Annotated in this window: 19 protein-coding genes and 3 tRNA genes; 12 read left to right on the plus strand and 10 right to left on the minus strand. The window is 70.4% G+C overall.

The features are described from left to right. Positions 1-272 precede the first annotated feature (272 nt). The 4 genes from ABZ928_RS07500 (at position 273) to ABZ928_RS07515 (ending at position 4,960) form a co-directional block, all read left to right on the plus strand. Positions 273-1,886 carry an ABC-F family ATP-binding cassette domain-containing protein gene (locus tag ABZ928_RS07500; RefSeq protein ID WP_361515737.1) on the plus strand — a complete coding sequence of 538 codons (1,614 nt, stop codon included), beginning with the start codon at positions 273-275 and terminating at the stop codon, positions 1,884-1,886. 201 nt (positions 1,887-2,087) lie between these two features. Then, the gene (gene ddaH / locus ABZ928_RS07505) at positions 2,088-2,864 is read left to right on the plus strand and encodes a dimethylargininase (RefSeq protein ID WP_361515739.1); all 777 of its coding nucleotides are present in this window, start codon (positions 2,088-2,090) and stop codon (positions 2,862-2,864) included. Between the two features lie 215 nt (positions 2,865-3,079). Further along, positions 3,080-4,054, plus strand: a complete 975-nt coding sequence (locus tag ABZ928_RS07510) for an acyl-ACP desaturase (RefSeq protein ID WP_361515741.1) — start codon at positions 3,080-3,082, stop codon at positions 4,052-4,054. Between the two features lie 66 nt (positions 4,055-4,120). Then, positions 4,121-4,960, plus strand: coding sequence for a hypothetical protein (locus tag ABZ928_RS07515; RefSeq protein ID WP_361515742.1), 840 nt, complete (start codon positions 4,121-4,123; stop codon positions 4,958-4,960). A 2-nt stretch (positions 4,961-4,962) separates the two neighbouring features. On the opposite strand, the gene ABZ928_RS07520 is transcribed toward ABZ928_RS07515, so the two are convergent. Then, positions 4,963-5,038: transfer RNA gene (locus tag ABZ928_RS07520), tRNA-Trp, on the minus strand. 90 nt (positions 5,039-5,128) lie between these two features. On the opposite strand from ABZ928_RS07520, the gene ABZ928_RS07525 reads away from it, so the two are divergent. Further along, positions 5,129-6,535 carry a hypothetical protein gene (locus ABZ928_RS07525; protein ID WP_361515744.1) on the plus strand — a complete coding sequence of 469 codons (1,407 nt, stop codon included), beginning with the start codon at positions 5,129-5,131 and terminating at the stop codon, positions 6,533-6,535. Next, entirely contained in the window at positions 6,535-8,349 is a 1,815-nt protein-coding gene (locus ABZ928_RS07530) for an AAA family ATPase (protein ID WP_361515746.1), read from the plus strand. The genes ABZ928_RS07525 and ABZ928_RS07530 overlap by 1 nt, the downstream gene beginning before the upstream one ends. A 3-nt stretch (positions 8,350-8,352) precedes the next feature. Here ABZ928_RS07530 and ABZ928_RS07535 read toward each other — a convergent pair whose 3' ends face one another. From ABZ928_RS07535 to ABZ928_RS07550, 4 genes are all read right to left on the minus strand, one after another. Beyond that, a complete protein-coding gene (locus ABZ928_RS07535) occupies positions 8,353-9,564 on the minus strand; it encodes a ribonuclease inhibitor (RefSeq protein WP_361515747.1) in 1,212 nt (403 codons plus the stop codon). Then, positions 9,561-10,901: an SDR family oxidoreductase gene (locus ABZ928_RS07540; protein WP_361515749.1), complete on the minus strand. Its 1,341-nt coding sequence runs from the start codon at positions 10,899-10,901 to the stop codon at positions 9,561-9,563. The genes ABZ928_RS07535 and ABZ928_RS07540 overlap by 4 nt, the downstream gene beginning before the upstream one ends. Positions 10,902-10,932: 31 nt before the next feature. Next, positions 10,933-11,004 (minus strand) — tRNA-Glu (locus tag ABZ928_RS07545). Between the two features lie 9 nt (positions 11,005-11,013). Continuing rightward, positions 11,014-11,089: transfer RNA gene (locus ABZ928_RS07550), tRNA-Gly, on the minus strand. Between the two features lie 95 nt (positions 11,090-11,184). Here ABZ928_RS07550 and ABZ928_RS07555 point away from each other — a divergent pair. After that, positions 11,185-13,695: a hypothetical protein gene (locus tag ABZ928_RS07555; RefSeq protein WP_361515751.1), complete on the plus strand. Its 2,511-nt coding sequence runs from the start codon at positions 11,185-11,187 to the stop codon at positions 13,693-13,695. Here the strand turns inward: ABZ928_RS07555 and ABZ928_RS07560 are convergent. Further along, on the minus strand, positions 13,676-13,960 hold the full coding sequence (locus tag ABZ928_RS07560; RefSeq protein WP_361515752.1) for a WhiB family transcriptional regulator: 285 nt from the start codon (positions 13,958-13,960) through the stop codon (positions 13,676-13,678). The genes ABZ928_RS07555 and ABZ928_RS07560 overlap by 20 nt on opposite strands. A gap of 229 nt (positions 13,961-14,189) precedes the next feature. On the opposite strand from ABZ928_RS07560, the gene ABZ928_RS07565 reads away from it, so the two are divergent. Next, complete coding sequence (locus ABZ928_RS07565; protein WP_361515754.1) at positions 14,190-14,975, plus strand: VOC family protein; 786 nt, start codon at positions 14,190-14,192, stop codon at positions 14,973-14,975. An 8-nt stretch (positions 14,976-14,983) separates the two neighbouring features. Here ABZ928_RS07565 and ABZ928_RS07570 read toward each other — a convergent pair whose 3' ends face one another. Beyond that, on the minus strand, positions 14,984-15,994 hold the full coding sequence (locus ABZ928_RS07570; protein WP_361515755.1) for a LacI family DNA-binding transcriptional regulator: 1,011 nt from the start codon (positions 15,992-15,994) through the stop codon (positions 14,984-14,986). A gap of 74 nt (positions 15,995-16,068) precedes the next feature. Further along, positions 16,069-17,037: a multicopper oxidase domain-containing protein gene (locus ABZ928_RS07575; protein ID WP_361515757.1), complete on the minus strand. Its 969-nt coding sequence runs from the start codon at positions 17,035-17,037 to the stop codon at positions 16,069-16,071. Positions 17,038-17,226: 189 nt separating this feature from the next. Here ABZ928_RS07575 and ABZ928_RS07580 point away from each other — a divergent pair, with 189 nt between their 5' ends. Together ABZ928_RS07580 and ABZ928_RS07585 are read left to right on the plus strand one after the other, a co-directional pair. Beyond that, positions 17,227-19,707, plus strand: coding sequence for a ThuA domain-containing protein (locus tag ABZ928_RS07580; protein WP_361515759.1), 2,481 nt, complete (start codon positions 17,227-17,229; stop codon positions 19,705-19,707). Further along, the gene (locus tag ABZ928_RS07585; protein ID WP_361515761.1) at positions 19,704-21,920 is read left to right on the plus strand and encodes a family 16 glycoside hydrolase; all 2,217 of its coding nucleotides are present in this window, start codon (positions 19,704-19,706) and stop codon (positions 21,918-21,920) included. The genes ABZ928_RS07580 and ABZ928_RS07585 overlap by 4 nt, the downstream gene beginning before the upstream one ends. On the opposite strand, the gene ligD is transcribed toward ABZ928_RS07585, so the two are convergent. Next, positions 21,917-22,933 carry a non-homologous end-joining DNA ligase gene (gene ligD / locus ABZ928_RS07590; protein WP_361515762.1) on the minus strand — a complete coding sequence of 339 codons (1,017 nt, stop codon included), beginning with the start codon at positions 22,931-22,933 and terminating at the stop codon, positions 21,917-21,919. The two genes, ABZ928_RS07585 and ligD, sit on opposite strands and share 4 nt — an antisense overlap. A gap of 65 nt (positions 22,934-22,998) precedes the next feature. Here ligD and ABZ928_RS07595 point away from each other — a divergent pair, with 65 nt between their 5' ends. Then, on the plus strand, positions 22,999-24,060 hold the full coding sequence (locus ABZ928_RS07595; protein ID WP_361515763.1) for an ATP-dependent DNA ligase: 1,062 nt from the start codon (positions 22,999-23,001) through the stop codon (positions 24,058-24,060). A gap of 140 nt (positions 24,061-24,200) precedes the next feature. Further along, positions 24,201-25,211: a DUF3048 domain-containing protein gene (locus ABZ928_RS07600; protein WP_361515764.1), complete on the plus strand. Its 1,011-nt coding sequence runs from the start codon at positions 24,201-24,203 to the stop codon at positions 25,209-25,211. On the opposite strand, the gene ABZ928_RS07605 is transcribed toward ABZ928_RS07600, so the two are convergent. After that, the gene (locus ABZ928_RS07605; RefSeq protein ID WP_361515766.1) at positions 25,208-25,672 is read right to left on the minus strand and encodes a MarR family transcriptional regulator; all 465 of its coding nucleotides are present in this window, start codon (positions 25,670-25,672) and stop codon (positions 25,208-25,210) included. The two genes, ABZ928_RS07600 and ABZ928_RS07605, sit on opposite strands and share 4 nt — an antisense overlap. Positions 25,673-25,732: the final 60 nt, after the last annotated feature.

Below are 25,732 nucleotides of genomic sequence, written 5' to 3' on the forward strand. Positions count from 1 at the left end.
GTTAATTCGTTGACAGCCTCGGTGCCCCCTCCTACCGTTGACGACGGTTCTGTTGCCGTCGATCGGAGAAGGACGTTGCTCCTCTGAGGTCTTGAGACACCGCGTCACACACCACACGTGTGTGTGCGCCGCGTGCGACCTCGGCGTCGAGCCGTCCTCCGGTGCAGGGCCCTTTTTCATGCCCTGTACCCGCTGAGCCTGACTCCCCCTTGGTCGCAGGTGTCTCGATACGCGTTTGCCCCCCAGCCGCATCGAGCAACCGCGAGGCCCGTATGTCTACTTCCGTCACTTGTACGTCCCTGTCCTTCTCCTGGTCCGACGGCACCCCCGTCCTGGAGGACCTGGATGTCGCCTTCGGCCCCGGCCGGACCGGCCTCGTCGGCGTCAACGGGTCAGGGAAATCCACCCTGTTGAAGCTGATCGCCGGTGAACTCACCCCGACCGACGGCGCCGTGCGCGTCGCGGGCGAGGTGGGGTACCTGCCGCAGAACGTCACCCTCGACACCGGCCTCAGCGTCGACGAGGTGCTCGGAATCGCCGCGCGGCGCGCCGCACTGCACGCCATCGAGGCGGGCGACGCGTCCGAGGCGCACTTCGAGACCCTCGGCGACGACTGGGACGTGGAGGAGCGCGCCCTCGCCACGCTCGGTGAACTCGGCCTGGGCGACATCGGGCTGGACCGCACGATCGGCGAGGTGTCCGGCGGCGAGTCGGTGCTGCTGCGGCTGGCCGCGCTGCTGCTGCGCCGACCCGACGTACTGCTGCTGGACGAACCGACCAACAACCTGGACCTGTACGCCCGCCGGCGGCTGTACGCGGCCGTCGCGTCCTGGCCCGGGGTCATGGTCGTGGTCAGCCACGACCGTGAACTCCTGGACCTGGTCGATCAGATCGCCGATCTGAGGTCCGGGGAGATCTCCTGGTACGGCGGCAACTTCTCCGCGTACGAGGAGTCGCTCGCCACCGAACAGGAGGCGGCGGAGCGGATGGTGCGGGTCGCCGAGGCGGATCTGAAGAAGCAGAAGCGCGAACTGACCGACGCGCAGACCAAGTTGGCCCGCCGCAAGCGGTACGGGCAGAAGATGTTCGAGCAGAAGCGGGAGCCGAAGATCGTCATGGGGGCGCGCAGGAGGGCGGCCCAGGTCTCGGCGGGCAAGCACCGGATCATGCACGAGGAGCGGCTCGCCGAGGCCAAGGAGCGGCTCGACGACGCGGTGGAGGCGGTACGGGACGACGACGAGATCCGCGTCGACCTGCCGTACACGGCCGTGCCGCCGGGCCGTGACGTCCTCACGCTCATGGATCTGGAGCTGGCGTACGGGGCCCGGGTGAAGGGCGGCTTCGATCTGCGGGGCCCGGAGCGGGTCGCGCTGATCGGGCGCAACGGCGCGGGCAAGACGACGCTGCTGCGGACGATCGCCGGGGAGCTGGCGCCGGTGTCGGGCGAGGCGACGGCGCATGTGCCGTTGCGTTTCCTGCCGCAGCGCCTCGACGTGCTCGACGGTGAGCTGTCGGTCGCCGAGAACGTGGCCCGGTTCGCGCCGGGCGCCACCAACAACCGGATCCGGGCGCGGCTCGCCCGCTTCCTGTTCCGGGGCGCCCGCGCCGACCAGCCGGCGGCCACGTTGTCCGGCGGTGAGCGCTTCCGGGCGGCCCTGGCGGCGCTGATGCTGGCCGAGCCCGCGCCGCAGCTGCTGATGCTGGACGAGCCGACGAACAACCTCGACATGGCGAGCGTCCGGCAGCTCACCACGGCGCTGGAGTCGTACGAGGGGGCGTTGATCGTGGCCAGTCACGACGTGCCGTTCCTGGAGTCGATCGGCGTCACCCGCTGGCTGCTGCTGGACGGCGAGCTGCGGGAGATCACGCCGGACGAGATCGGGTGATCCGCGGGCCCGGCACCGGGCGCGATGGCCGGGTCCGGCGCCCGGGAGAGCCGCTCCCGGGCGCCGGGCCTGGTTACCGCCGCGTATCTCAGGAGGGCCACAGCCTGGCAACGAGGGTTTTGTGCGGGCGGGCGCGCCCTGCATGATGGCGGCTGCGCCCCTTCTCGGGGCGCCGCCCCTGCCGCCGTTACGGAGTTCCTCGTGCCCAGCAAGAAGGCCCTCGTCCGCCGCCCCAGCCCGCGCCTCGCCGAAGGCCTGGTGACGCACATCGAGCGCGAGAAGATCGATGTCGATCTCGCGGTCGAACAGTGGGAGGCGTACGTCGAGACCCTGCGCGCGCACGGCTGGGAGACCGTCGAGGTGGACCCGGCCGACGACTGCCCGGACTCCGTGTTCGTCGAGGACACGGTCGTCATGTACAAGAACGTCGCGCTGATCACCCGGCCCGGCGCCGAGGCCCGGCGCGGGGAGACCGCCGGGGTCGAGGAGGCGGTGGCCTCGCTCGGCTGCTCGGTGAACTGGATCTGGGAGCCGGGCACGCTCGACGGCGGCGATGTCCTGAAGGTCGGCGACACGATCTACGTCGGCCGTGGCGGCCGTACCAACGCGGCCGGCGTGCAGCAGCTGCGGGCCGCCTTCGAGCCGCTGGGGGCGCGGGTCGTCGCGGTGCCGGTGAGCAAGGTGCTGCATCTGAAGTCGGCGGTGACGGCGCTGCCCGACGGGACGGTCGTCGGGCACATCCCGAAGGTGGACCGGCCCTCGCTCTTCCCGCGCTTCCTGTCGGTGCCGGAGGAGGCCGGCGGCCATGTGGTGCTGCTCGGCGGCCACAAGCTGCTCATCTCGGCGAGCGCGCCCAAGACGGCGGAACTGCTCGCCGATCTCGGGCACGATCCCGTCGTCGTCGACATCGGCGAGTTCGAGAAGCTCGAAGGATGTGTGACGTGCCTCTCGGTCCGGATGCGGGACCTGTACGCCTGACCGCGTGCGCGATTCATCCGTTCAGCCCTGGGACCTGCGGTCCTGGGGCTTTTCGGCATACCCCTGGCACACCTGCTGATCAGGGATCTTTACATCGCGCTTAACCTACGGTCTCGTAACCTACGGCTTCGTAGCCTACGCTCACGTAGGTTGCATCGGATCCGGCCACCGCTCGCCGGTCTCCCCGCTTTGTTACGCGTCCCCCTGGAGTCCCCGTGACGATCACTTCCCCTCACCTCGGCAGCCCCGCCGTCTGGACCGACGCCAAGCTGCTGTACGCGCTGGAGGAAGTCGTCGAGACCGAGCTCAACCGGCATCTCAAGGTCGCCAAGGACTGGATGCCGCACGAGTACGTGCCGTGGAGCGACGCCCGCAACTTCCCCGGCTTCTTCGAGGACGGCGAGGCCTGGGACAAGGAGCAGTCGAAGGTCACCGAGATCGGCCGGATCGCGCTGGTCGTGAACCTGCTGACCGAGGACAACCTGCCGAGCTACCACCACGAGATCGCCTCCCTCTTCGGCCGCGACGGCGCCTGGGGCACCTGGGTGCACCGCTGGACCGCCGAGGAGGGCCGGCACGGCATCGTGATGCGCGACTACCTGCTGGCCTCGCGCGCGGTGGACCCGGACAAGCTGGAAGCGTTCCGTATGCAGCACATGTCGGAGGGCTTCGAGTCCGACAACCGCCACTCCATGCTGCACTCGGTCGCCTATGTCGCCTTCCAGGAGCTCGCGACCCGGATCTCGCACCGCAACACCGGCCACCAGTCCGGCGACCCGGTCTGCGACCGCATGCTGGCGCGCATCGCGACCGACGAGAACCTCCACATGGTCTTCTACCGCAACCTGCTGAAGGCCGCCTTCGAACTCGCCCCCGACCTCACCATGCAGGCGGTGCGCGACGTCGTCGTCAACTTCCGCATGCCCGGCCACGGCATGCCCGGCTTCGAGCGCTTCGCCGCCCAGATGGCGATCGGCGAGGTCTACAACATGCGCATCCACCACGACGACGTCCTCCAGCCCGTCCTGCGCCACCTGAAGGTCATGGAGATCGACGGCCTCGGCCCCGAGGGACAGCGGGCCCAGGACGAACTCGGCCTGTTCATGGGCGGCCTGGACGCCGAGGCCCTCAAGTTCGACGAGAAGCTGGCGGCGCGCAAGGCGCGGATGGCGGCCCGCGCGGCGGGCTGACCCCGCCTCCGGCCGACCGCCGTATTTCCGATGCGGTGCGCCCCTGGCCCGCGACATCATGCGGCCATGCGGCAGAACAGCGTTGCGGAGCAGGCGGTCGGCTTTCTGCTCGGGCTCGTCGACGAGGACATCGCCGGGCGGGTCCGGGCCCGCACCGGTCTGCCCGGCTCCGAGCGACCCGAGGCGACGGTCGAGCGGCTGCGCCGGGCCTGGACGTGGGCGCGGCATCTGCCGGCCTCCGTGGCGCTGTGGATCCTGGAGAACGACGACCCCGGGCTCAACGCCGTCGTGTGGCGGCACATCCCGACCGACTCCGGGCTGCGCCGGGCCATCGCGCGCGGGGTGCCGTTCGGGCCCGGTCGCACGGGGATCATCCCGGTCGATCGCATGCTCCCGGGACAGGAACCCGAGATCCCCGAGAGCTACGTCCGTCATGGTCTCGTCGGCAGTCTGCGTGAGGTCGATTCGATGGCCGCGGGACGCGCCGCCGCCTCCATGGTGCTCACGCAGGACGACTGGTGGACCGTCGGCGACGCGGACTTCGACCGCCCGTTGCCCGGTTACGCCCGCTGGGCCCTGTCCGTGCGCCCGGACTGCCCGCCCTTGATACGCCAAGCCTTCGGCTCGCACAGCAAGTTCACCCACCGGCTGCGGCAGGCGGGCGTGTACGACGGTCCCGCCGAGTACGTGACGTCCGAGGGGCCGGCCATCCGTGTCCTGGAGGTCCTCGCGCTGGGGCACGCCCTGTTCCCGGCGCGTGCCCAGGAGGCCGAGGCCACTCTCCGCCCGCTCGTCCAGGACCACTTGGGCGACAACGAGGAGGCCTGGGCGGTGCTGGTCCAGCTGATCGAGACGTTCCACGGCAACACGCCCGAACTCGTGGTGACCGCGGGCGCCATCGCCTAGGGGGCGGGGCGGCTGGATTCGAACCAGCGTGTTCTGGTTTTGGAGACCGGTGCGCCTGCCTCTGCGCTACGACCCCGCCCTTGGCGCCAGATCGTAATGCCTTGGCCCGATGTCAGTGGGCCCTGGTACCAATGAGGCACGGGGGCACGTCAGTACGGGGGGCATGACATGGCGTACGGGGAGCGGGGGCGGCGTGCCCCGGTGGTCGACCTCGCCGACCGCAGGGCGCTGGAGGCGTACCGCCCGGCGGATCCGGCGGTGGTGGCGGAGGCGCGGCGGCTCAAGGAGGCCGCGCTGCTGGACTTCGGGCTGACGGAGTCGGCGGTGGCGTCCTGGCTGTACGCCAAGTGCCACCACCAGATCCCGACGACCGCGATCGACACGGCGGCCGTGGTGGCGTCGGGCGACGGCACCTGCCTGCTGCTCTACAACCCGGACTTTTTCGTCGGACTAGGCCTGGACGGCGTGAAGTTCGTCCTGTTCCACGAGGCACGCCACCTCGTGCACCGCCATCTGTTCACCGACCCGGACCTGCGCGACGACCCGGTCTTCGAGCTGGCCGCCGAGGTGTCCATCAACCACGTGGCGCTGATCCGGCTCAACCGGGAGGGACTCCCCCTGCTGGACGGCCGTCCGACGGGCATCGACCCGCGCGAGGTGTACGAGCGCTACCGCGCGGACCTCACCGCCCACGGCCTGGAGCCGGTGCCGTACGAGACGTTCACCGAGACCGACATGCGGGTGTACGGCGAGCTGAAGCGCATGCACAACCCTCCGGTTCCGGAGCGGCGGCTCTGCGTGCACCTCGCGGACGGCGACCCGGTCCCGGCCGACCAGGAGACCGTCGACGCGGTGACCTCCTCCGCGCTGCTCAACTCCCTGCTGGCCGCCCGGCGCGGGCACACGGGCGCGGAGGGCGAACTGCTCGACCTGATGGGCCGCACCGAGGACGGCAACGCCCGCGCGGCCCGCATCTGGGGCAACCTGGGCGCGGGCACGCTGCGCGGCGGGACCACGCGCACGCGGACGGTCGACTGGTGGCAGCGCTGGCTCGTCGACGTCCTCGGCTCCAGACTCCGCGACGGCGAGCGGCTGGTGTACCCGAAGAAGCGCGGCGCCCTGCTCGCGGCCCTCGGCCAGGACCCGATGCTCGCGCGGCGCGGCCCGGTCCGGGACAAGGTGCTGGTCATCGCGTACGACACCTCGGGCTCGATGCCGCACCACGTGATCACCTGGCTGACCGAACTGGTCGGCCGCATCGACGGCGTGGAGGCGCACTGGCTGTCCTTCGACGGCGTGGTGATGCCCTTCGTGCCGGGCGAGCGGGTCTACGGCGGTGGCGGCACGAGTTTCCAGGTGGTCGCGGACTACGTGGAGGGCCGTACGGAGGTGAGGGGGCGGCGTTTCGACGAGACCCCGGACGCTGTCGTGATGCTCACCGACGGATACGCGCCGCCGATCACGCCCGCCGAGCCGGACAAATGGATCTGGCTGATCACGGAGGGCGGCGACGAATGGCCCGAGACGCACACACCCGCGATGGACTGCCATCGCGTGACCACGGGATCGCGGTAATGACCACAGAGACAAGGCAGTCGGAGACAGGTCGGTCGACGGCCGTCTCACGCCTGGAGTCCTTCATCGACGCGATGATCGACATGGGGCAGACGGGCCAGATCTTCGGCGAGCACGGCATCGGCAAGACGGCGACGTTCTTCTCGCACATCGCCCGCGCCCACCCCGGCACGGCCCTGGTGTACGTGCCGGCGGCGAACCTCACGCCGGACGACCTGCTCGTCAACGCGCCCGTGCGCGATCCGCGCACCGGTGAACTGGTGCTGCGCCAGCTGGTGATGAGCCAGCTGAAGCCCGGCACGCCGTTCGTGCTGCTCATCGACGACTCGCTCCAGGCGGGCGACACCATCCAGTCGCAGCTGATGCAGATCGCCTGCGACTGGACGCTGGGCGAGCACGATCTGCGGGCCCTCGGCTGCGTCGGGGTGTTCCTGACCGACAACGAGTCCCTGTCGGAGACCTCGTCCCGGCGCGGCGACCTCGCGCTCCTGGACCGCATGGCCACGATGCGGATCACGGCCGACGACACGTCCTGGCGCAGGCATCTGGCGGCCAAGTACCGCCCGTGGGACCTGCGTCCGGTGTTCTCGCTGTGGGCGTCCCTCTCCCCCGCCCTGCGCGAGCGGCTCTCCCCGCGCACCCTCGACCACGTCCTGGCCAACGCGAAGGAGGGGTTCCCGCTGCGCTGGGGCCTGCCCCTGGTCGACGGCGAGCGGCTGCGGCTGGCCGAGCCGGGTCCTGACGGCAGGCCGGGGCAGAACCGTACGAACGAGATCCTGGACCGCGTCGCCGAGTCCGTCGGCGTCGCCAACCCCTCGACGATTCCCGACCCGGTACGGCAGGTCGTGCGCGCCGCGCTGCGCAACCGCTGGACGGTGCTGCTCCAGGGCCCGCCCGGGTGCGGCAAGACGGAGCTGGTGCGGCAGACCGTGCGCGAGGGGCTGGGCCGGGACGCGCTGTACTTCTCGCTGCCGGTGACGAACGTCGAGGACCTGTGCGTGCCGATCCCGTCATCGGACGGCACCCTCGACAACCTCCTCGCCGCGCACTTCACCGGTCCGGAGCCGAAGGCGATCGTGTGGGACGAGTACAACCGGCCCAAGGACAGGGCCGCGTTCGCCAAGCTCATGGAGATCACCCAGGAGTGGTCGCTGGCTGGGCGGCGGATCGAGAACCTGCGCGCCCAGATAGCCGTCCAGAACCCGCCGTACCATCTGGGCCGCAAGCTGCTGGTGTCCCGCAACAACATCGCGCAGGCGACCCGCTTCACGGCCTCGCTGACCGTCGAGCCGGAGGACATCCCGGCCAACGAGTGGCTGCTCGCGCACTACGGCTCGGACGCGGAGACGGTCCTGGAGTGGTGGAAGCACGACATCGACGACGACGGCCGGGCCTGGATCACCAAGCGCACGCTGGAGCGGCTCATCAAGCTGCACCGGCGCGGGCTCCCGCTGGAGATGGGCACGGTGTACCTGGGCGACGGCGAGTACGCGCCGGTGCCGCTCACCGCCCTCATGGCCCGTCTGAAGGGCCGCCAGGTCACGGGCCTGCGCGAGCTCGCCCGGGACGCCGACGCGTGGGAGGCCCGGCTGCGCCGCGCCGCCGCGCACTCCGACGAGGGCGGCGACGACAGTGACGTGGTCCACCAGATCCTCGCCAACGCGGAACTGTCCCAGCTGAAGAAGCACCGCGCGGTGGTGACCCGGCTGGTGGCCCTGCTGCCGGCGAAGCTCCGGGCGACGTATCTCGTGGGGGCGTCGGAGCGGCAGCAGCGGTTCTGGACGGAGGTGTTCATGGGGATGCGGAGACGGTGAGGCTCAGGCGTCGGGCGGAGCCGTCCGGTGGACGCTCCGTACGGCGGCCACGTCGGCCGGGACCTCCGGTCGGGGGACGTGGGCGCTGAGTGCCTCCAGGCGGCGTTTGACGCTCGCCGCGATGCCCTGACCGAGGACGAAGCGGGTGGCCGTGGCGGCGTGCGGGGCCGTGTCGAGGAGGCGGTGGGCCTCGCGGCTGCGCATGCCGGTGTGGGTGAGGACCAGGTGGGTCAGGCGGTGCTCGGCGGCTGCCAAGGCGTCGGCGATCGTCTCGGCGGCGGGCAGGTCGATGTGGTTGTCGGCCGCGCCCAGGACCGCCGCAGCGCGCACCCGGCCGAGGTCCAGCAGGGTGACCCCGGCCGCGGTGGCCGCCGACACCAGTCGGGCGGCGGCCACCGGTCCGATGCCGTTGCTGGCGACGGCGAGACGGGTGAGCCGGCCGTACGGTGCCCGGTCCAGCGCGTCGGCGAGGCGGAGCGCGCCCGCGTCCCCCAACCGGGCGGCGGAGACGTACAGTTCGTCGATCGCGCCCGCCGCGACCACCGCGCCGAGCGCCTCCGCGCCCGCCTCCCCCAGCGGGTTGCCGCCGACGAAGAGCCGCTCGACGCGGCGCCCGTTGCCTGCGGCCGTCAGCAGCGCGTCCGCGAGGACTAGGGCTCCGGTCGCGTCGAGGCCGGTCTGGACGAGGTCGAGGGTGCGCAACGACCGTGCGGACTCGATGAGTTCGGCCGCCGCCCGCCCTCCCCCGGCGCCCAGCGGGTTGCGCTTGAGCCACACGCCGGTGACGACCTGCGGAGAGGCCCGCAGCTGGTCGGCGATCCGGCAGGCGCCGCCCGCCGTGATGCCGTTGCAGCCGAGGTAGAGCGTCTCGACGTCCTCGCTCGCCCCGGCCACGACGGCCGCCCCGGCGTCCCCGAGGCCGTCCGTGCCGAGCAGCAAGTGACGTACAGGCGACGGACCTTGACCCAGCGCCTCGGCGACGAGAGCCGCGCCCTCGGCGCCCAGTTCCTGCTTGCACAGGTCGAGCCGCCCGTCGGGCAGCGCCGTACCGGCCGGGAAGTCCAGCCGTTCCCCGGCGGGGCGCCCGGCGCGCAACCAGTCCAGCAACGGGGCGAGTTCGGCGACCGGACGCGACACGACGGACGGCACACCGGCGAACCCGTCCGCCTCCGACCGCCACCCCTCGTCCGATTCGCCCGACTCATCCGGTGTCACCACTCCGCCTCCCGGTAGTCCTTGAGGAACACCCCGGCCACGGGATCCCCCGCCTCACCCCGCACGATCGGGTCGTACACCCGCGCCGCCCCGTCCACGATGTCCAGCGGCGTCCGGAACCCGGCCTGCGCCATCCGGGCCTTCTTCGGCGCGGGGTTCTCGTCGGTGATCCAGCCGGTGTCGACGGCGCACATGTGGACGCCCTGCTCGGCGAGTTCGGCGGCGCTGGTGCGGGTGAGCATGTTGAGGGCGGCCTTGGCCATGTTGGTGTGGGGATGCCCCGCCATCTTGTTGCGGACCGCGAATCGGCCCTCGACGGCGGTCACGTTGACGACGTACCGGCGCGGGTGCGGCGAGGCGAGCAGCAGGGGCAGCAGCCGGTCGCAGAGCAGGGCCGGGGCGAGGGCGTTCACCAGCTGGGTCTCCAGGACCTCGGCCGGGTCGAGGGCGCCGAGCCGGGCCGACCAGGAGTTCTCCGGGGACGGGTCAGGCAGCAGACCGGCCTCGTCGGCCTCACGCAGGGCGGCCGGGAGCGACGCGGCGCCGCTCTCCAGCATCCGCATCGGCGTGAACCCGGGCGCCTGCCGCGCGCCCTCGGGCAGGGCGTCGTACTCCCCGGCGGCGAGCAGCGCGTACGACTCCGGGGGCCTGCGCACGGTCTGCGCGGCGTTGTTGACGAGGATGTCCAGCGGCTCGCCCTCCCTCCGCAACTCCTCGCACAGGCCGAGAACTTGGCGCGGGTCGCGGAGGTCGACGGCGAGCACGGTCAGCCGGTCGAGCCACTTCTCGCTGCCCGGCTCGGCGCGGAAGCGGCGCACGGTGTCGTGCGGGAAGCGGGAGGTGACCAGGACCTGGGCGCCGTCGCGCAGCATCATCAGGGCCAGCTGGAAGCCGATCTTCACACGGCCGCCGGTGAGCAGCACGCGGCGGCCGCCGAGATCGGTGCTCAGGGCACGCCGAGTCGTGTTGTCGGCGGCGCAGGCCGGGCACAGGCGGTGGTAGAAGGAGTCGACCTCTCGATAGGCCGACTTGCAGACATAGCAGTTGCGCGGCTTGCGGAAGACACCGCCGGTGCCGGACCCGGCCAGCGGGGCGTCCTCGCGTCGTTCCAGGGCGCCGGTCGCGGTGGCGGCCATCACGGAGGCGTCGGCGGCCGTCGCCTCCACGCCCCGCGCCTTGCGGCGCCGCAAACGCCCGTCACGGGCGAAGGAGGCGGCCACCTGCTCGGCACGCAGCCGCACCGGATCGTCGACGGGCAGGGCACGCAACTTGCCGACGACCTGGTGGAAGGCGGCCAATTCCGCCTCGCTGACCGTCTCTCCGATCGCCTCGCTCATGTGCCGTCCCGCCCCGTGTCCCGTCGTACCGTGGCCCCGGCCGGATTCGAACCGGCGTATCCGCCTTGAGAGGGCGGCGAGTCTGCCTCTGCTCTACAGGGCCCCGCACGCAGCCCGGGGACCGGATTCGAACCGGTGTGATTCCGCCTGGGCAAGGCGGGTGCGCCTGCCTCTGCGCTACGCCCGGGTGCGCCCCCGGATCCTAACCGCACCCCCGACGGCCGGTCGCACCGATTTACGGAACGTCCCGGCGGTGCAACGGTGCCCGAAGGGGGTGAACTCCATGGCCCAGACCCATGAGTGGATGTTCTACGAGGTCATGTGGCGCGGCTGGGCGGGTCGGGACCGGGTCCCGTATCCCGTGCCCTGGTGGGCGCAGCAGGCCTTCCGACGCTGGAGCGACGACTTCGACTCCGGCACCTACGAGTCCAAGGAGGCGGCCTTCGCCTCCAACGCCCTGTACCGGTACTGGCACATGGTCGGCGTCAAGGACCACCGGCAGGAGTCCCTGATCGGCCAGGCCGGAGAGATCGAACCGGTCTACGACAAGTACAGCCTCTCCTTCTTCCTGCACGATCCGGCGACGGGTGCCTTACGGCTGCCTCAACTCCCGGACGGCGGACGGGTGGAGCAGCGGATGGAGGCACCGCATCTGCCGGTCGTGCTGACGACGTTCCGTACGGAGGACGACGTCGAGTTCGTGCAGCGCACCTTCGGCACCACGGTCGGGGCGAGCCAACGGGACCTTGTCGTCACCCGGGTGACCGTGGGCAGCCCGACGGGACAGGAGCGCACCGGGCTGCTGTGTGCGGCGGTGCTGCCGGCCGGGCCCAGCGGCTTCCAGCGGCACGACCGCAACGGGCGGCAGATCACCGACCGGCGGCTGACGTTCCTGCGCCATCTCCCGGACGAGCAGCGGGTGGAGACCAACTCGGGCTGGGGCCCGGTCTTCGACACCGCGCCCGAGCAGTACGGGGTGTACGGCAACGCGGACTTCTCCTTCGACCCGGACTCCTATCTCATCCGCAGCGCCTTCCACGACCTGGCCGTCGGCGGCAAGCTGAACGGCGCCCTGGAGGCGCAGGACCAGGTGGCGGGGCTGTGCAGCGCGGTGTTCGCGTGGCCGTTCCGGGTCGCCGAGGACGAGGGCTTCGAGATCGACGTACGGCTGCCCGTGGACCAGTTCTCCGGCGCCGCCGACCTGGCGGAGCTGAGGGGCACGCCGACCGCCGAACTGGAGGACGCCAACCGGGACTTCTGGACGGCGAAGCTCCTCGGGCAGGGCCTCCAGCCGGGGCTGCCGCGCCCGGTGGCGCACCTCACCGACCAGTTCCGGCAGGCGCGTTCGCAGCTCCTGATCCTGTCCGACCACGGCGAGATCCATCCCGGCCCGACCGTGTACGACTCCTTCTGGATCCGTGACTCCTCCGTCGAGGCGACGGCGTGCTCGCTCGTCGGCGACTCGGCCCTGGCCGAACGGCAGTTGGGCACCCACTACCCGCTCAAGTTCAACCGCGGGACGGGCCGGATCGGCGAGTGCGCCGAGTACGGCTTCTACGGCGGCCCGCACGAGAAGGAGGACCGCGAGTGGGACAGCAACGGCCAAGCCCTGTGGGCGATCGGCCGGTTCGACCGCACCAGCGGCCGACGGGCCGCGTTCGGAGCCAAGTTGTACGTCCCCTACGTGCTCGACGCGGCCCGCTGGATCCGTGACAACCGCGACGGACTCGGCCTGCTGCACAGCGGCTGGAGCGCCGAACACCTCGGCGACCGCAACCAACCGCACTACTGGGACGACTTCTGGGGACTGGCCGGACTCTACGAGGCCGCCCGGCTCGCCGAGCGGATCGGGGCGCCCGAGGTCGCCGAACTCTGGGGCGCCTTCGACGACTTGAAGCGCGCCACCGGGGACTCGATCCGCTGGGTGCTGGACCAGCAGCGGGCGCGCGGCGCCTGGGAGACGTACATTCCGACGGGGCCCGGCGACGTCGGACGGCTCGACTCGACGATGATCGGCACGGCCGCGTACTTCCACCCGCTGCGTCTGCACATGGGCAGCAAGCTCGGCGACGACATCGACCGGGCGGCCCGCTTCACGCTCGACACGATGTACGCGCACTTCGTCACGGGCGGCTACCGGCACGATGCCGCCTGGAACGCGTACGGGCCCTATCTGACCATGCAGTTGGCGCACGCGTATCTGCTGGCCGGTGATCCGGGGCGGATGGACGAACTGCTCGGCTGGATCTTCGGCGCGGGCTTCCCGCACACGGCCGGGCGGGCGGTGGCGCTGGGCGCGTGGAACGAGCAGCACGCGTACCCGGTGGCGTCCGACTTCGCCGAAGTCCCGTTCAGCCGTTGGTACATGGGCGACATCCCGCACGGCTGGGCGGCCGCCGAGTATCTGCTGCTGATCCGCGACATCCTCTTCTTCGAGGCCGACGAGGACCGCGACCCTCATCTGTACATCGCCCCGGGGGTACGGCCGCACTGGGTGCCCGGCGACGAGCGCAGCGAGATGGGGGTCCCCCCGGCCGAAGGCTGGGGGAGGGTCACCGTGGACGCGGCTCCGACGCTCTTCGGCGCGCCGTTCGGCTACCGGCTCGCCCACGACCCGGGCGCGCGGACGGTGACCGTGGACATCACGCAGGCGCCGGACGGTGTGCGGTTCGTCTACCCGTGCCGGTTCGGCGAGGTGCGCTCGGCCGAGGCGAACGGGCGGGAGCTGCCGGTGACGGGGCAGGACGTGCGGGTGCCGGCGGGGACGTGGCGGTTCAGCGTGATGTACGCCTGATCTCCAGCCGTTCCTTCTCCGACAGGCCGCCCCAGACGCCGAAACGCTCGTCGTTGTCGAGGGCGAAGTTCAGACAGGCGGAGCGGATCGGGCACAGGCCGCAGATCCGCTTCGCCTCCCGTACGGAGCTGCCCGGCTCGGGGAAGAAGAAGTCGCCGCCGGTCTGTGCGCACAACGCCTCGTCCTGCCACTCCAGGTCGGGCGGGGTGATCGTGTCGATGAGCATGGTCAGGATCGTGCCGGGCAGCGAAAAACGTTCGATCAACGCGGGATCAACGCCGCGTTCATGGGCCTCCGGCCGCCTCGATGGTCCTCCGCCGCACGGCGTGGCGCACGGCGGCGCGCGGGATCGCGGGAAAGCGGTATCGGCGGGAAACCGGGAGCAGCCCGCCGGTCACGATGGGTCACGGACGGTCGCGGTTCCGGGCGATTGTCAGTGGGCGGTGCCAGACTCGGCAGTGCAGGCAGCGGGACCCCTATGAGGAGGGGCAGAGATGCTCACCACCCGTTATGTCACCGGCGCCCCGAACTGGATCGATCTCGGTACCCCCGACATCGACGGCGCCGCTTCCTTCTACGGCGCGCTCTTCGGCTGGCGGTTCGAGCCCGGGCCGCCCGAGGCCGGGGGCTACGGCTTCTTCCGGCTGGACGGCAGGACCGTCGCGGCCGGTATGCAGACCACCGAGGAGCAGGGACCGCCGTCCTGGACGGTGTACTTCCAGACACCGGACGCGGACGCCACGGCGAAGGCCGCCGAGCAGACGCACGGCGCGGTCCTGGTGCAGCCCATGGACGTCATGGACCAGGGCCGCATGGCGATCCTCGCCGACAAGGCGGGCGTCCCCTTCGGCATCTGGCAGCCCGGCCGGAACAAGGGGCTCGACGTCGTCCAGGAGCCGGGTTCGCTGTGCTGGCTGGAGCTGTACACGGCGGACCAGCCGATGGCCGCGTTCTTCTACAACGCCGTCCTCGGCCTGGAGACGTACGGCGTCGACTTCCCCGGCGGCACGTACACCACCATCAACCCGGCCGGTGAGACGGAGAACGCCATGTTCGGCGGCATCGTGCCGCTCGCCGACGCCCCCGGGGAGACGGAGCCGTACTGGCTGCCGTACTTCGAGGTCACGGACACGGACCAGGTGGTGGCCGAGGCCCGGGAGCGGGGCGGCACGGTGCGGATGCCCGCCACGGACATGGAGGGCGTCGGCCGGGTCGCCAAGCTGGCGGATCCTTACGGGGCCCGGTTCGCGGTGATCAAGAGCGTGCCGCAGCAGGGCTGAGGGGCGGCCTATGCCGAGGCGCGCCGCACCAAGGTGGTCGGCAGCACCACCCCGGACGGCGCGTCCCCGGCCCCCCGCAGCAGCAGCCGTGCCATCAACCGGCCCATCTCCTCGATGTCCTGACGGATCGTCGTGAGCGGTGGGTCGGTCTGCTCGGCGACCGGCAGCATGTCGTCGAACCCGACGACAGCGACGTCGTCCGGAACCCGCCGCCCCCGCTCGCGCAGCACCCGCAGGGCCCCGGAGGCGGTGAGGTCGTTCGCCGCGAACACGGCGTCCACGTCCGGGCACCGGTCGAGAAGCTCCCGCATCGCCCGCTCGCCCCCGGCCGGGGTGAAGTCCCCCTCGACGACGAGCCGGGGATCGACGTCCCCCACGACATCCCGGAACCCTTCGAGCCGGTCCGCCGCGGACGTCTGGTCCAGGGCCCCGGTGATGTGCGCGACGCGGGTACGGCCGAGCCCGACGAGATGCCGTACGGCGTCCCGGGCCCCACCCCGGTTGTCGCTGTCGACGAACACGACGTCCCGGCTCCCGTCGCTCCACCCCGGCCGCCCCCCGAACACCGTCGGGATGCCGGCCCGCTGGATCAGCCCGGGCAGCGGATCGTTGAGGTGCAGCGAGAAGACGAGCGCCCCGTCGACATGCCCCCCGGCGAGATACCGGCCGACCCGGGCGTGATCGTCCCGCCCCTCGGTCAGCAGCAGCACGAGCTGGTTGTCGTGGGAGGTCAACTCCTTGCTGATGCCCCTGAGTTGCAGGGCGAAGAAGGGATCGGCGAAGACCCGTGTCTCCGGCTCGGCGACGACGACGGCGATCGCGTCATGCCGCCGGGTGACGAGACTGCGAGCGGCCTGATTGGGCACATACCCGAGTTCCTCCACCGCCCGCCGAACCCGTTCCACCAGCGGCTCCCTGACCCCGTCCCCACCGTTCACCACCCGCGACACGGTGGCCCGCGACACCCCGGCCCGCTCAGCCACGGCCTCCAACGTCGGACGCGGCGCTGTCTCGGTCACTTCGGGGCCCTCCTCGCGGTTGCGGCCCAGGATATCCCTGGCCGCGGGAGGTGTGAGAGCGCTCTCCGGGCCCGTCAGTGAACGTGCTCGTGCGGTTCGTACCCCGGGATCGTGCCGTCCGTCTTCTTCACGAGGAACAGGCCGACCATGCCCATGTCGGAGTGGCTCTGGACGTGGCAGTGGTACATCCACGCGCCCGCGCCGACGCCCTCCCCCGCGATCACCTGGAAGCCGAAGGAGTCCGCCGGGCCCACGATCTTGTTGTCGATGACCTGGCTCGGGTCGTCGGGGCCGGTGAGGGTTCCGGTGCGGTTGTCGGCCCAGCGGTGACCGTGCAGATGGAACGTGTGGTAGTACTCGCCGTGGGTGATCATCACGAACTCGACGCGATCGCCCACGGTGGCCTCGAAGTCGGGCACGGAGTGGGCCGGTTTGTTGTTGATGAGCATGTCGTTGAAGACGATCGTGTACGTCGTGTCCGGGAGGATGTCGCCCTTGCGGCGCACGATCACCGGGCCGTAGAGGCCTTTGCGGATGCCACCGGTGCCGTGCTCCGTGCCCACCACGTGGTCGTGGTAGTGCCAGTAGCCCGCGCTGCCCGCCCGCCAGGTGCCGTCCTTGCGGCGGCCGGGGGCGTGGGTGCGCCAGGTGTAGGTGCGGGTGCCGCCGGGCTCGACGTCGCTCTTGTTCAGCTTGGTGCCGTCGCTGGAGATCTCGTAGTCGAGGCCGTGGACGTGCAGGCTGGCCGCGACGTCCATGGTGTTCTCGAACTCGATGTGCGCGGTGTCGCCCTCGTTGAGCTCGATGAGCGGCCCGGGGACGGTCGCCTTGCCCTTCTCGAAGCCGTAGCCCATCTGCCCGTCGGCGAGCTTCTCGGCGTACAGCTTCAGGTGTCTCACCTCCCCGCCGGCCGGGGCGGTTCTCGGTGGGGTGTCGGCGCTCGCGGCCTCGGGCGCCAGCGACAACGATGTCGCGACGGTCCCGGTGCCCACGACGGCCGCCCCGCCCAGCAGTACTCGTCGGTTGAACCCGCGTCGGTCCATGCGGAACTCCCCACCCTGATACGGAATTTGCGGAGACGCACCTGTGATGAACCTGTGAGACGGTACCGGCGCTTCCGCCGTTTATCCACACCAAGGACAAAGTTGACCCCAACTCGGTCATAGGTATTGGCGAGTTGCGCAATGAGGTCTAGCTTCCAACGCGCTGTTGCTGTGACCGAGGAGGTGCCCATGCACTTACGAGGGTTGAGCACGAGAAGACGGATCGGTGTGGCGGGTGTGACCGCCGGAATCGTCGTCGCCGGACTGCTGTCGGGTCCCGCCGCCAGCGCGCGCCCGGCTCCTGAGCCGCCCCTGACAACGATGTCCATCAAGTCGCCTCCGGGCGGCGCGAATGTACGCGTGCTGATTTTCTACGGTTCCGCGGCGGCCGGGGAGGAGTCGCCGGTCGTGAACGCCGGGATCGAGGCGATCGAGAGGATCGGTCTGTCCGGGCCGACGGAACAACGCTTCAGGACCGAGGCCACGGACGACGCCTCGGTGTTCACCGACGAGACGCGGCTCGGGCGCTACAACGCGATCGTCTTCCTGACCGGCGGCGGTGACATCCTCGATCCGGAGCAGGAAGCCGGACTCGAGGCCTATATGGAGGCCGGCGGCGGGTTCGTCGGTGTCCATGACGCGGCCCGCGCGGAGCCGTACTCGGACTGGTTCACCGGTCTGGTCGGGGCCCGTCCGGCCGCGGGCAGCCCAACGGCCGTTCAGCGGGCTGTCGTCGAGGTCGGCGATCGTCAACATCCGGCCACCAAGGATCTGCCGGTGCAGTGGAAACGGCCCGATCAGTGGTTCAACTGGGCGAAGAACCCGTCCGGTTCCGTGCACACCGTCGCGCGGGTGCGGGAGTCCACGTACCAGCCCGGGGACAGCAAGAACGGCTGGGACCATCCGGTGAGCTGGTGCCGTGACTACGACGGCGGCCGCTCCTTCTACACCGGCATGGGCGGCACGGTGTCGTCCTACGACGAGACCGACTTCCGTGCGCATCTGCGGGGCGCGCTGATGTGGACCACCCGTATCGCCCAGGCCGACTGCAAGGCCACCATCACCGGCAACTACAAGGCCGAGCGTCTCACCCAGCCCAACCAGCCGGGCCAGAACGACCAGATCGGCGAGCCGCACGGCCTGGTGACCGCGCCCGACGGCCGGGTGCTCTACATCGGCCGGGGCGGCGCGGACTCCTCGCAGCCGGTGATCACCGACTGGAACAACCCCGACATCGGCAAGGGCAAGGGCGAGATCCACGTCTACGACCCGAAGACCAAGAAGGTCACCCTGGCCGGGGCGTTGACCGTCTTCGGCAACAAGGGCGGCGGCGACGAACTGGTCAAGGTCGAGGAGGGGCTGCTCGGCATCGAACTCGATCCGCGGTTCGAGGAGAACGGGTGGGTGTATCTGCACTACACCCCGCACTCACAGATCAACCGCGAGACACGGATGGCCGAGCGGCGGGTCTCCCGCTTCACGCTCGACCTCGCCACGAACAAGCTGGACCTGAGCAGTGAGAAGGTGCTGCTCAAGTGGCCGGTGCAGATCCACAGTTGCTGCCACGCGGGCGGCGGGATGACCTGGGACTCCCAGGGCAACCTGTACATCGCGACCGGTGACAACAACTCCAGCCGGTTCAGCGACGGTTACTCCGGCAACAACCCGGAACCCAACTACAAGGGCGTCTCCTTCGCCGACGCCCGCCGCACCGCCGGCAACACCAACAACCTCAACGGCAAGATCCTGCGCATCCACCCGGAGGCTGACGGGACGTACACGCTGCCCGCCGGGAACCTCTTCACCGGGCAGGAGACCGACGAGGGCGGCGGCAAGACACGCGGCGAGATCTATGTGATGGGGGTCAGGAACCCGGCCCGCATCTTCGTCGACAGGAAGACCGACATCCTCTACGCCGGCTGGGTCGGCCCGGACGCCTCGGCGCCCTCGACGACCTGGGGTCCGGCCAAGTACGACACGTTCGCCGTCATCACCAAGGCGGGCAACCGGGGTTGGCCGTACTGCATGGGCAACAAGCAGCCCTACCGCGACCGCAACCTCCCCGACCCGACGAAGCCGCTGGGCTGGTACGACTGCGACCACCCGAAGAACGAGTCCCCGAACAACAACGGCCTCGTCAATCTCCCGCCGGTCACCGGCAACAACATCTGGTACTCGCCCCAGGGCGGCGCCCCGGACTTCCCACGTGACGCGAACGGCGTCCCGTCATACAAACAGGAGGAGTCCACGTATCTGCTGCCGTGGCTGAAGGGCGGCGGGCAGGCCGCGATGAACGGGCCGGTCTACCGCTACGACACCACGAGCGCGAGCGACGTCAAGTGGCCCGCGTACTGGGACGGCAAGTGGTTCGTCGGTGACTTCTACGACGCCGACCAGCCGCGCAACGCCGTCATCACCGACCCGAAGAACCATGGGGAGGGCGGACTGCCCGTGCACTCCGAGTCGTTGAAGAAGATCATCCCGATCGGCAACGACGGCATCAAGAACCTCATGGACTGGAAGTTCGGCCCGGACGGTTCGCTGTACGTCCTCGACTACGGCCGGGGCTTCTTCACCTCGGACGCGAAGTCGGCGCTGTGGCGGGTCACTTACACGGGCGGCGGGCCCACTCCGGCCGCCGACCTGCTGGCGAGGGGGGCCGCTCGATGACGGGACAGCGACGAAGGATCTGGACCGCCCTGCTCGCCGCCGTACTGGTCCTGCTGGGGCTGCAAGCCGCACCCGTCTCCGCTCAGCAGCCGGCGCAGCGGCCCGCGCCCCAGGCCGCCGCCGCGCAGACGCTCACCTGGACGGCCGGTGACGACATCACCCAGTACACATCGGCGCCGACGACCGCGGTGGCGGGGCAGGCGACGATCGTCTTCGAGAACAGTGCGGCGACCGGCAACACCACCGGAATGCCGCACACGCTGACGTTCGTGACGAGCGATCCCGAGTTCAACAGCGATGTCGAGCTGAACATCCTCGCCAACCCGAACGACGACATGGGCGGCCGTCACACCGCCGAGGTCACCCTCACCCCGGGCCGCTACTTCTACCACTGCACGATCCCGGGGCACGGCTCCATGCAGGGCATCCTCGTGGTGACCGAGGCCGGCGGCGAGGACACCACCCCGCCCGAGACCGCGGCCCAGGTGACCGGGACGCGGAACGCGCAGGGCGAGTACGTCGGCTCGGCGAGTGTCGCGATCAGTGCGACGGACGGCGACGGCGGGTCGGGGGTCGACGGTATACAGTACGCGGTCGGCACTGCGGGCGACTGGATACCGTATACCGCACCCATCGTCGTCGACCAGATCGGCAGCCACACGATCCGCTACCGGGCGCTCGACAAGGCGGGCAATGTCTCCGCCGAGAAGAACGTCCAGTTCACGGTCGTCGCCCCGCAGTCCGACGACACCACTCCCCCGGACACCTCGGCGACGGTGACCGGCGAGCGGAACACCGACGGGGCCTACCTCGACATGGCGACGGTGACCGTGTCCGCCTCGGACACCGGCTCCGGGGTCAACACCATCGAGTACGCCGTGAACGACGGGGCCTGGCAGCCGTACACCGCACCCGTGATGGTGCATCAGTTAGGCACCCACACCGTGCGTTACCGGGCCACCGACAAGGCGGGGAACGTCTCCGCCGAGAAGAATGTGCGGTTCACGGTGGTCGCCACGCCCACGCCGGACACCACACCGCCGGTGACGGGGGTGACCGTCGAGGGGACGAAGAACTCCGGCGGGGCCTATGTCGGCAACGCCAGGGTGACCGTGAGCGCGACGGACGAGGGCGGGTCGGGCGTCGACCGGATCGAGTACTCGATCGACGGTGGACCGTACATCGCATACACCACACCGGTGATCGTCGACCGGGCCGGCACCCACACCCTCGCCTATCGGGCCACCGACAGGACGGGCAACACATCGGCCGCCCGCACGGTGACCTTCACCGTCGTCTCCAGCCAGGTCCCCGCCCCCAACTGCCCCGAGTTCGACGAGCGGTTGACGGTGATCGTCGGGGACGTCGACTCGGGCGTGCCGAACCGGCTCACCAACAGCCGTTGCCGTATCAACGAGTTGATCGAGGACGAGAAGGAGTGGACGTCCCACGCGCTGTTCCTCAAGCACGTGAAGACGGTCCTCGACAAGCTGCTCAAGGAAGGGGTCGTCGACCAGCGCGAGTACGACGCCATCCAGAAGGCGGCCCGCCAGTCCGGGATCGGCAAGCCCGGGCAGACCGAGGGCTACCGGAAGATCCTCGACGGCAGCGCGGACTCCTTCGCCAAGTGGCAGCAGGTGGGCGGCGGTTCGTTCGGACTGAACGCCGACGGGTCCATCACCTCCGGGACGGCCAGGGCCGGACTCGGCATGCTGTGGTTCCCCGAGCGCAAGTACGGCGACTTCTCGCTCCGCCTCCAGTGGCGCGACGACGCCCCCGGCACCGGCAACGCCAACTCCGGTGTGTTCGTGCGCTTCCCGTGGGTCCACGACCACCCCGAGGAGTCCCGCCCCGAGTGGGTCGCCATCAAGTACGGGCATGAAGTACAGGTCCTGGACCGGCCCGACGGCGACATGTACAAGACGGGCTCGATCTACGGGTTCGACCGCGTGGGCCTGGCCGGCGCGGGCGTGACCCAGAAGGGCACCTGGAACGACTACGAGATCCGCGTGGTCGACCAGCACTACTCGGTCTACCGCAACGGCGTCCTGATCAACGAGTTCGACAACATCGGCGGCCAGGACTTCGTCCCGCCCCGCTCGGACGACCCGGGCACGGACGGACGGCGGTTCGCCTCCGGTTACGTCGGACTCCAGGTGCACAGCACTACGGATGTGGTCTCGTACCGGGACATCCGGATCAAGGAGCTCTAAGAGGGTTCCTTGCGCGCCCGGCTCGGCTGTACCCGCTTGGGCTCCCCCGGCATCTTCGGATACTCGGGCGGGTACGGCAGATCGCCGAGTCCGTGGTCGTGCTCGTCGCGACGCGCCAGCTCAAGGAGCGCGTCCAGAGAGAAGGCGTGATCGTCCATGTCCGCGTGCACATCGCCGAGTTCGGCGAAGCGCGCGGGCATGGTCGCGAGGTCGAAGTCCTGCGGATGCGCCTCGCCGACCTCCTCCCAGCGCAAGGGTGCCGAGACAGGGGCGTGCGGGCGAGGTCGTACGGAATAGGCGGAGGCGATGGTCCGGTCCCGGGCCGTCTGGTTGTAGTCGACGAAGATGCGCTCTCCGCGCTCCTCCTTCCACCACTTGATCGTGACCTGGTCCGGCATCCGGCGTTCCATCTCCCGTCCCACCGCGATCGCCGCCCGCCGCACCTGGGTGAAGGTCCAGCGGGGTTCGATGGGCACGAAGACATGCAGGCCCCGCCCGCCGGAGGTCTTCGGCCAGCCGCGCAGGCCGCCGAACTCCTCCAGTACGGCCCGGAGTTCGCCTGCCGCGCGGACGGCGTCGTCGTAGTCCGTGCCGGGCTGCGGGTCGAGGTCGATGCGGAGTTCGTCGGGGCGGTCGACGTCGTCACGGCGTACCGGCCAGGGGTGGAAGGTGAGCGTGCCGTACTGGGCGGCCCACAGGACGGCGGCCTCCTCGGTGGGGCACATCTCGTCGGCGCTGCGGCCGCTGGGGAAGGTGATGTGGGCGGTGGGGATCCAGTCGGGCATGTTCTTGGGGGCCCGTTTCTGGAAGAAGGACTCGCCGGTCACGCCGTCCGGGTAGCGCTCCAGGGTGGTGGGGCGGTTGCGCAGGGCGCGCAGGATGCCGGGGGCGACGGCCTGGTAGTAGCGGGCGAGGTCGAGCTTGGTGAAACCTCGCTCGGGGAAGAAGACCTTGTCCGGGCTGGACAGCCGTACGCTCCGCCCGCCCACCTCCAGTTCCACCGCGTCACCCATGCGAGCCACGGTAGGCGAGCATCACATATAAGGCATTTCGTGACAGTCGGGCACAGAATCGGACCATGGACCTGCCGGTGATGCCGCCCGTGAAGCCGATGCTCGCCAAGTCCGTGGCGAAGATCCCGCCGGGCATGCAGTACGAGGCGAAGTGGGACGGGTTCCGGGCGATCGTGTTCCGCGACGGGGACGAGGTCGAGCTGGGCAGCCGTACCGGGAAGTCGTTGACCAGGTATTTTCCGGAGCTGGTGGAAGCCCTCAAGGGCAACCTGCCCGAGCGCTGCGTCCTGGACGGGGAGATCGTCATCGCGCGGGACGGGCGGCTGGACTTCGACGCGCTGACCGAGCGCATCCACCCGGCGGCCTCCCGGGTCCGCACGCTCGCCGAGCGGACCCCGGCGTCCTTCGTGGCCTTCGACGTGCTCGCCCTCCAGGACGAGCCGCTCCTGGACGTCCCGCTCAGCGACCGCAGAAAGCTGCTGACCACGGCGCTGTCCGGGGCGACCGCGCCCGTGCACGTGGCCCCGGCGACCACGGACGTCGAGGTGGCCCAGCGGTGGTTCGAGCAGTACGAGGGGGCGGGCCTGGACGGGGTCATCGCCAAGCCGCTCACGCTGCCCTACCGACCGGACGAACGGGCCATGTTCAAGATCAAGCACGAGCGGACCGCGGACGTGGTCGTCGCGGGCTACCGCCTGCACAAGAGCGGCCCCGTCGTCGGCTCGCTGCTGCTCGGGCTCTACGACGACCAGGGCACCCTCCAGCATGTGGGCGTGTCCGCCGCCTTCCCCATGAAACGGCGCGCCGAGCTGATCGAGGAGCTGGAGCCGCTGCGGCTCCAGGACACCGAGGGACATCCCTGGGCGGCCTGGTCGGACGAGGCGGCCCATGAGAGCGCCCGGCTGCCCGGGGCGCCGAGCCGCTGGTCGGGGAAGAAGGACCTGTCGTGGGTGCCGCTCAGACCGGAGCGGGTGGCCGAGGTGGCGTACGACCACATGGAGAACGGCGCACGCTTCCGGCACACGGCCCGCTTCCGCCGCTGGCGCCCGGACCGGGAACCGGAGAGCTGCACGTACGCGCAGCTGGAGGAGCCGGTCAGCTACGACCTCGACGCGATCTTGGGTTAACCCCCTTCTGAGCCGCTCGGCGTAGCAACACGCTCCGTCAGGAGTATTCACCCAAGTCCATCAAATCCGAGCGGGTATGGCCACCAATGAACAGATAAGCGCACAATCAGTGAAACGAGACTTGGGTGGCGACGGTGGGCATGGGACGAAGGGCGCGCACGCGACGCGCCGCGACGACGGCGGCGCTTCTGGCCGCCGCACTGACGGTTTCCCTGGCGGCGGGCTGCACGGGCACGAACCGGCCCGGACCGGTGGACGACGGGCGCGGGCCCGGCGAGACACACGACGGCGGGCAGAGCGCCGACGACGGCCAGGACCCGGCGGAGAGCGGGCTGGCCGGCGAGTCGGTCCTCGCCGTGAAGATCGACAACGTACGGGCGGCCCGGCCGCACACGGGCACCGACTCCGCGGACATCATCTACGCCGAGCAGGTCGAGGGCGGTCTGAGCCGGCTGATGGCGGTGTACGCGACCAAGCTGCCGAAGGTCATCGGGCCGGTGCGCAGCGCCCGGGAGTCCGATCTGGAGCTGCTGCGCCAGTTCGACAACCCGACGCTCACCTTCTCCGGCGCCCAGGGCAAGCTGATGCCGCTGATCAACAAGGCGCCGCTCAACCCGCAGACCCCGGGCAAGACCTCCGGCGCCTACTTCCGGGGCACCGAGAAGCCCGCCCCGCACAACCTCTATCTCCGCCCGGCCCGGCTGATGCCGGCCGCCCCCGGCGCGGACGCCCTGACCACCGGCTTCACCTACGGCACCGCGCCCTCCGGCGGGAAGAAGGACACCTCGGAGACCGTGCGCTACCCGGCGGCCACCTACTCCTTCACCTGGTCGTCCAGCCGCGACCGCTACCTGGTCTCGATGGACGGCACCCCGGCCATCACGACCGGGGGCAAGCGGATCGCCCCGGCGACGGTCGTCGTGCAGTACGTGAAGATCCGCAAGTCCGACTTCTACGACTTCCTCGGCAACAACACGCCGTACACCGAGACGGTGGGCTCCGGGAAGGCGAAGGTGCTGCGCGGCGGAAAGGCGTACAACGTCGACTGGGAGCGGGAGAAGGCGACGGACGGCACCACCTTCACCACGAGCGGCGGTGACCCGGTGAACTTCGCCAAGGGTCAGGTGTGGGTGCTCTTCGTGAAGGCCTAACGCTGCGCGACGAGGGGTTCCGCCGGATTGCGGAGCCCCTCGGCCGCGTCCGCGACGCGCTGGATCAGCTCGAAGAAGACGGACTGTTCCGCGGCGGAGAGCGGGGCCAGGAAGACCTGGTTCATACGGGCCGTCCGCACGGTCAGCTTGCGGTGGGTCCGCAGCCCGTCCTCGGTCAGCCGCAGCAGGAAGCGACGGCCGTCCTGCGGGTCACGCACCTTGTCCAGCAGTCCGCGGCGGCCGAGCCGGCTGATCACCTCGGCGATCGTGGACCGGTCGAGCCCCACCCGCTCCCCCACGGTGCGCTGGTCGAGGCCGGGCTCGGCGACGAGCGCGTTGAGGACCGCGAACTGGGGCGAGGTGATCTCCTCCGAGACCATCGTGTTCCACAGCAGGTAGTGGGCCTGCTGGAGGCGGCGGGCCAGGTGCCCGGGGTGGGTGGTGAGGTCCACCGCGGCCATGTGCGCTCCCCACGGTCGAGTCGATCGATACACGGGACGAATTGATTGGTGCACTGAACG

It is taken from the genome of Streptomyces sp. NPDC046909, from assembly GCF_040644695.1.
GTDB lineage: Bacteria > Actinomycetota > Actinomycetes > Streptomycetales > Streptomycetaceae > Streptomyces.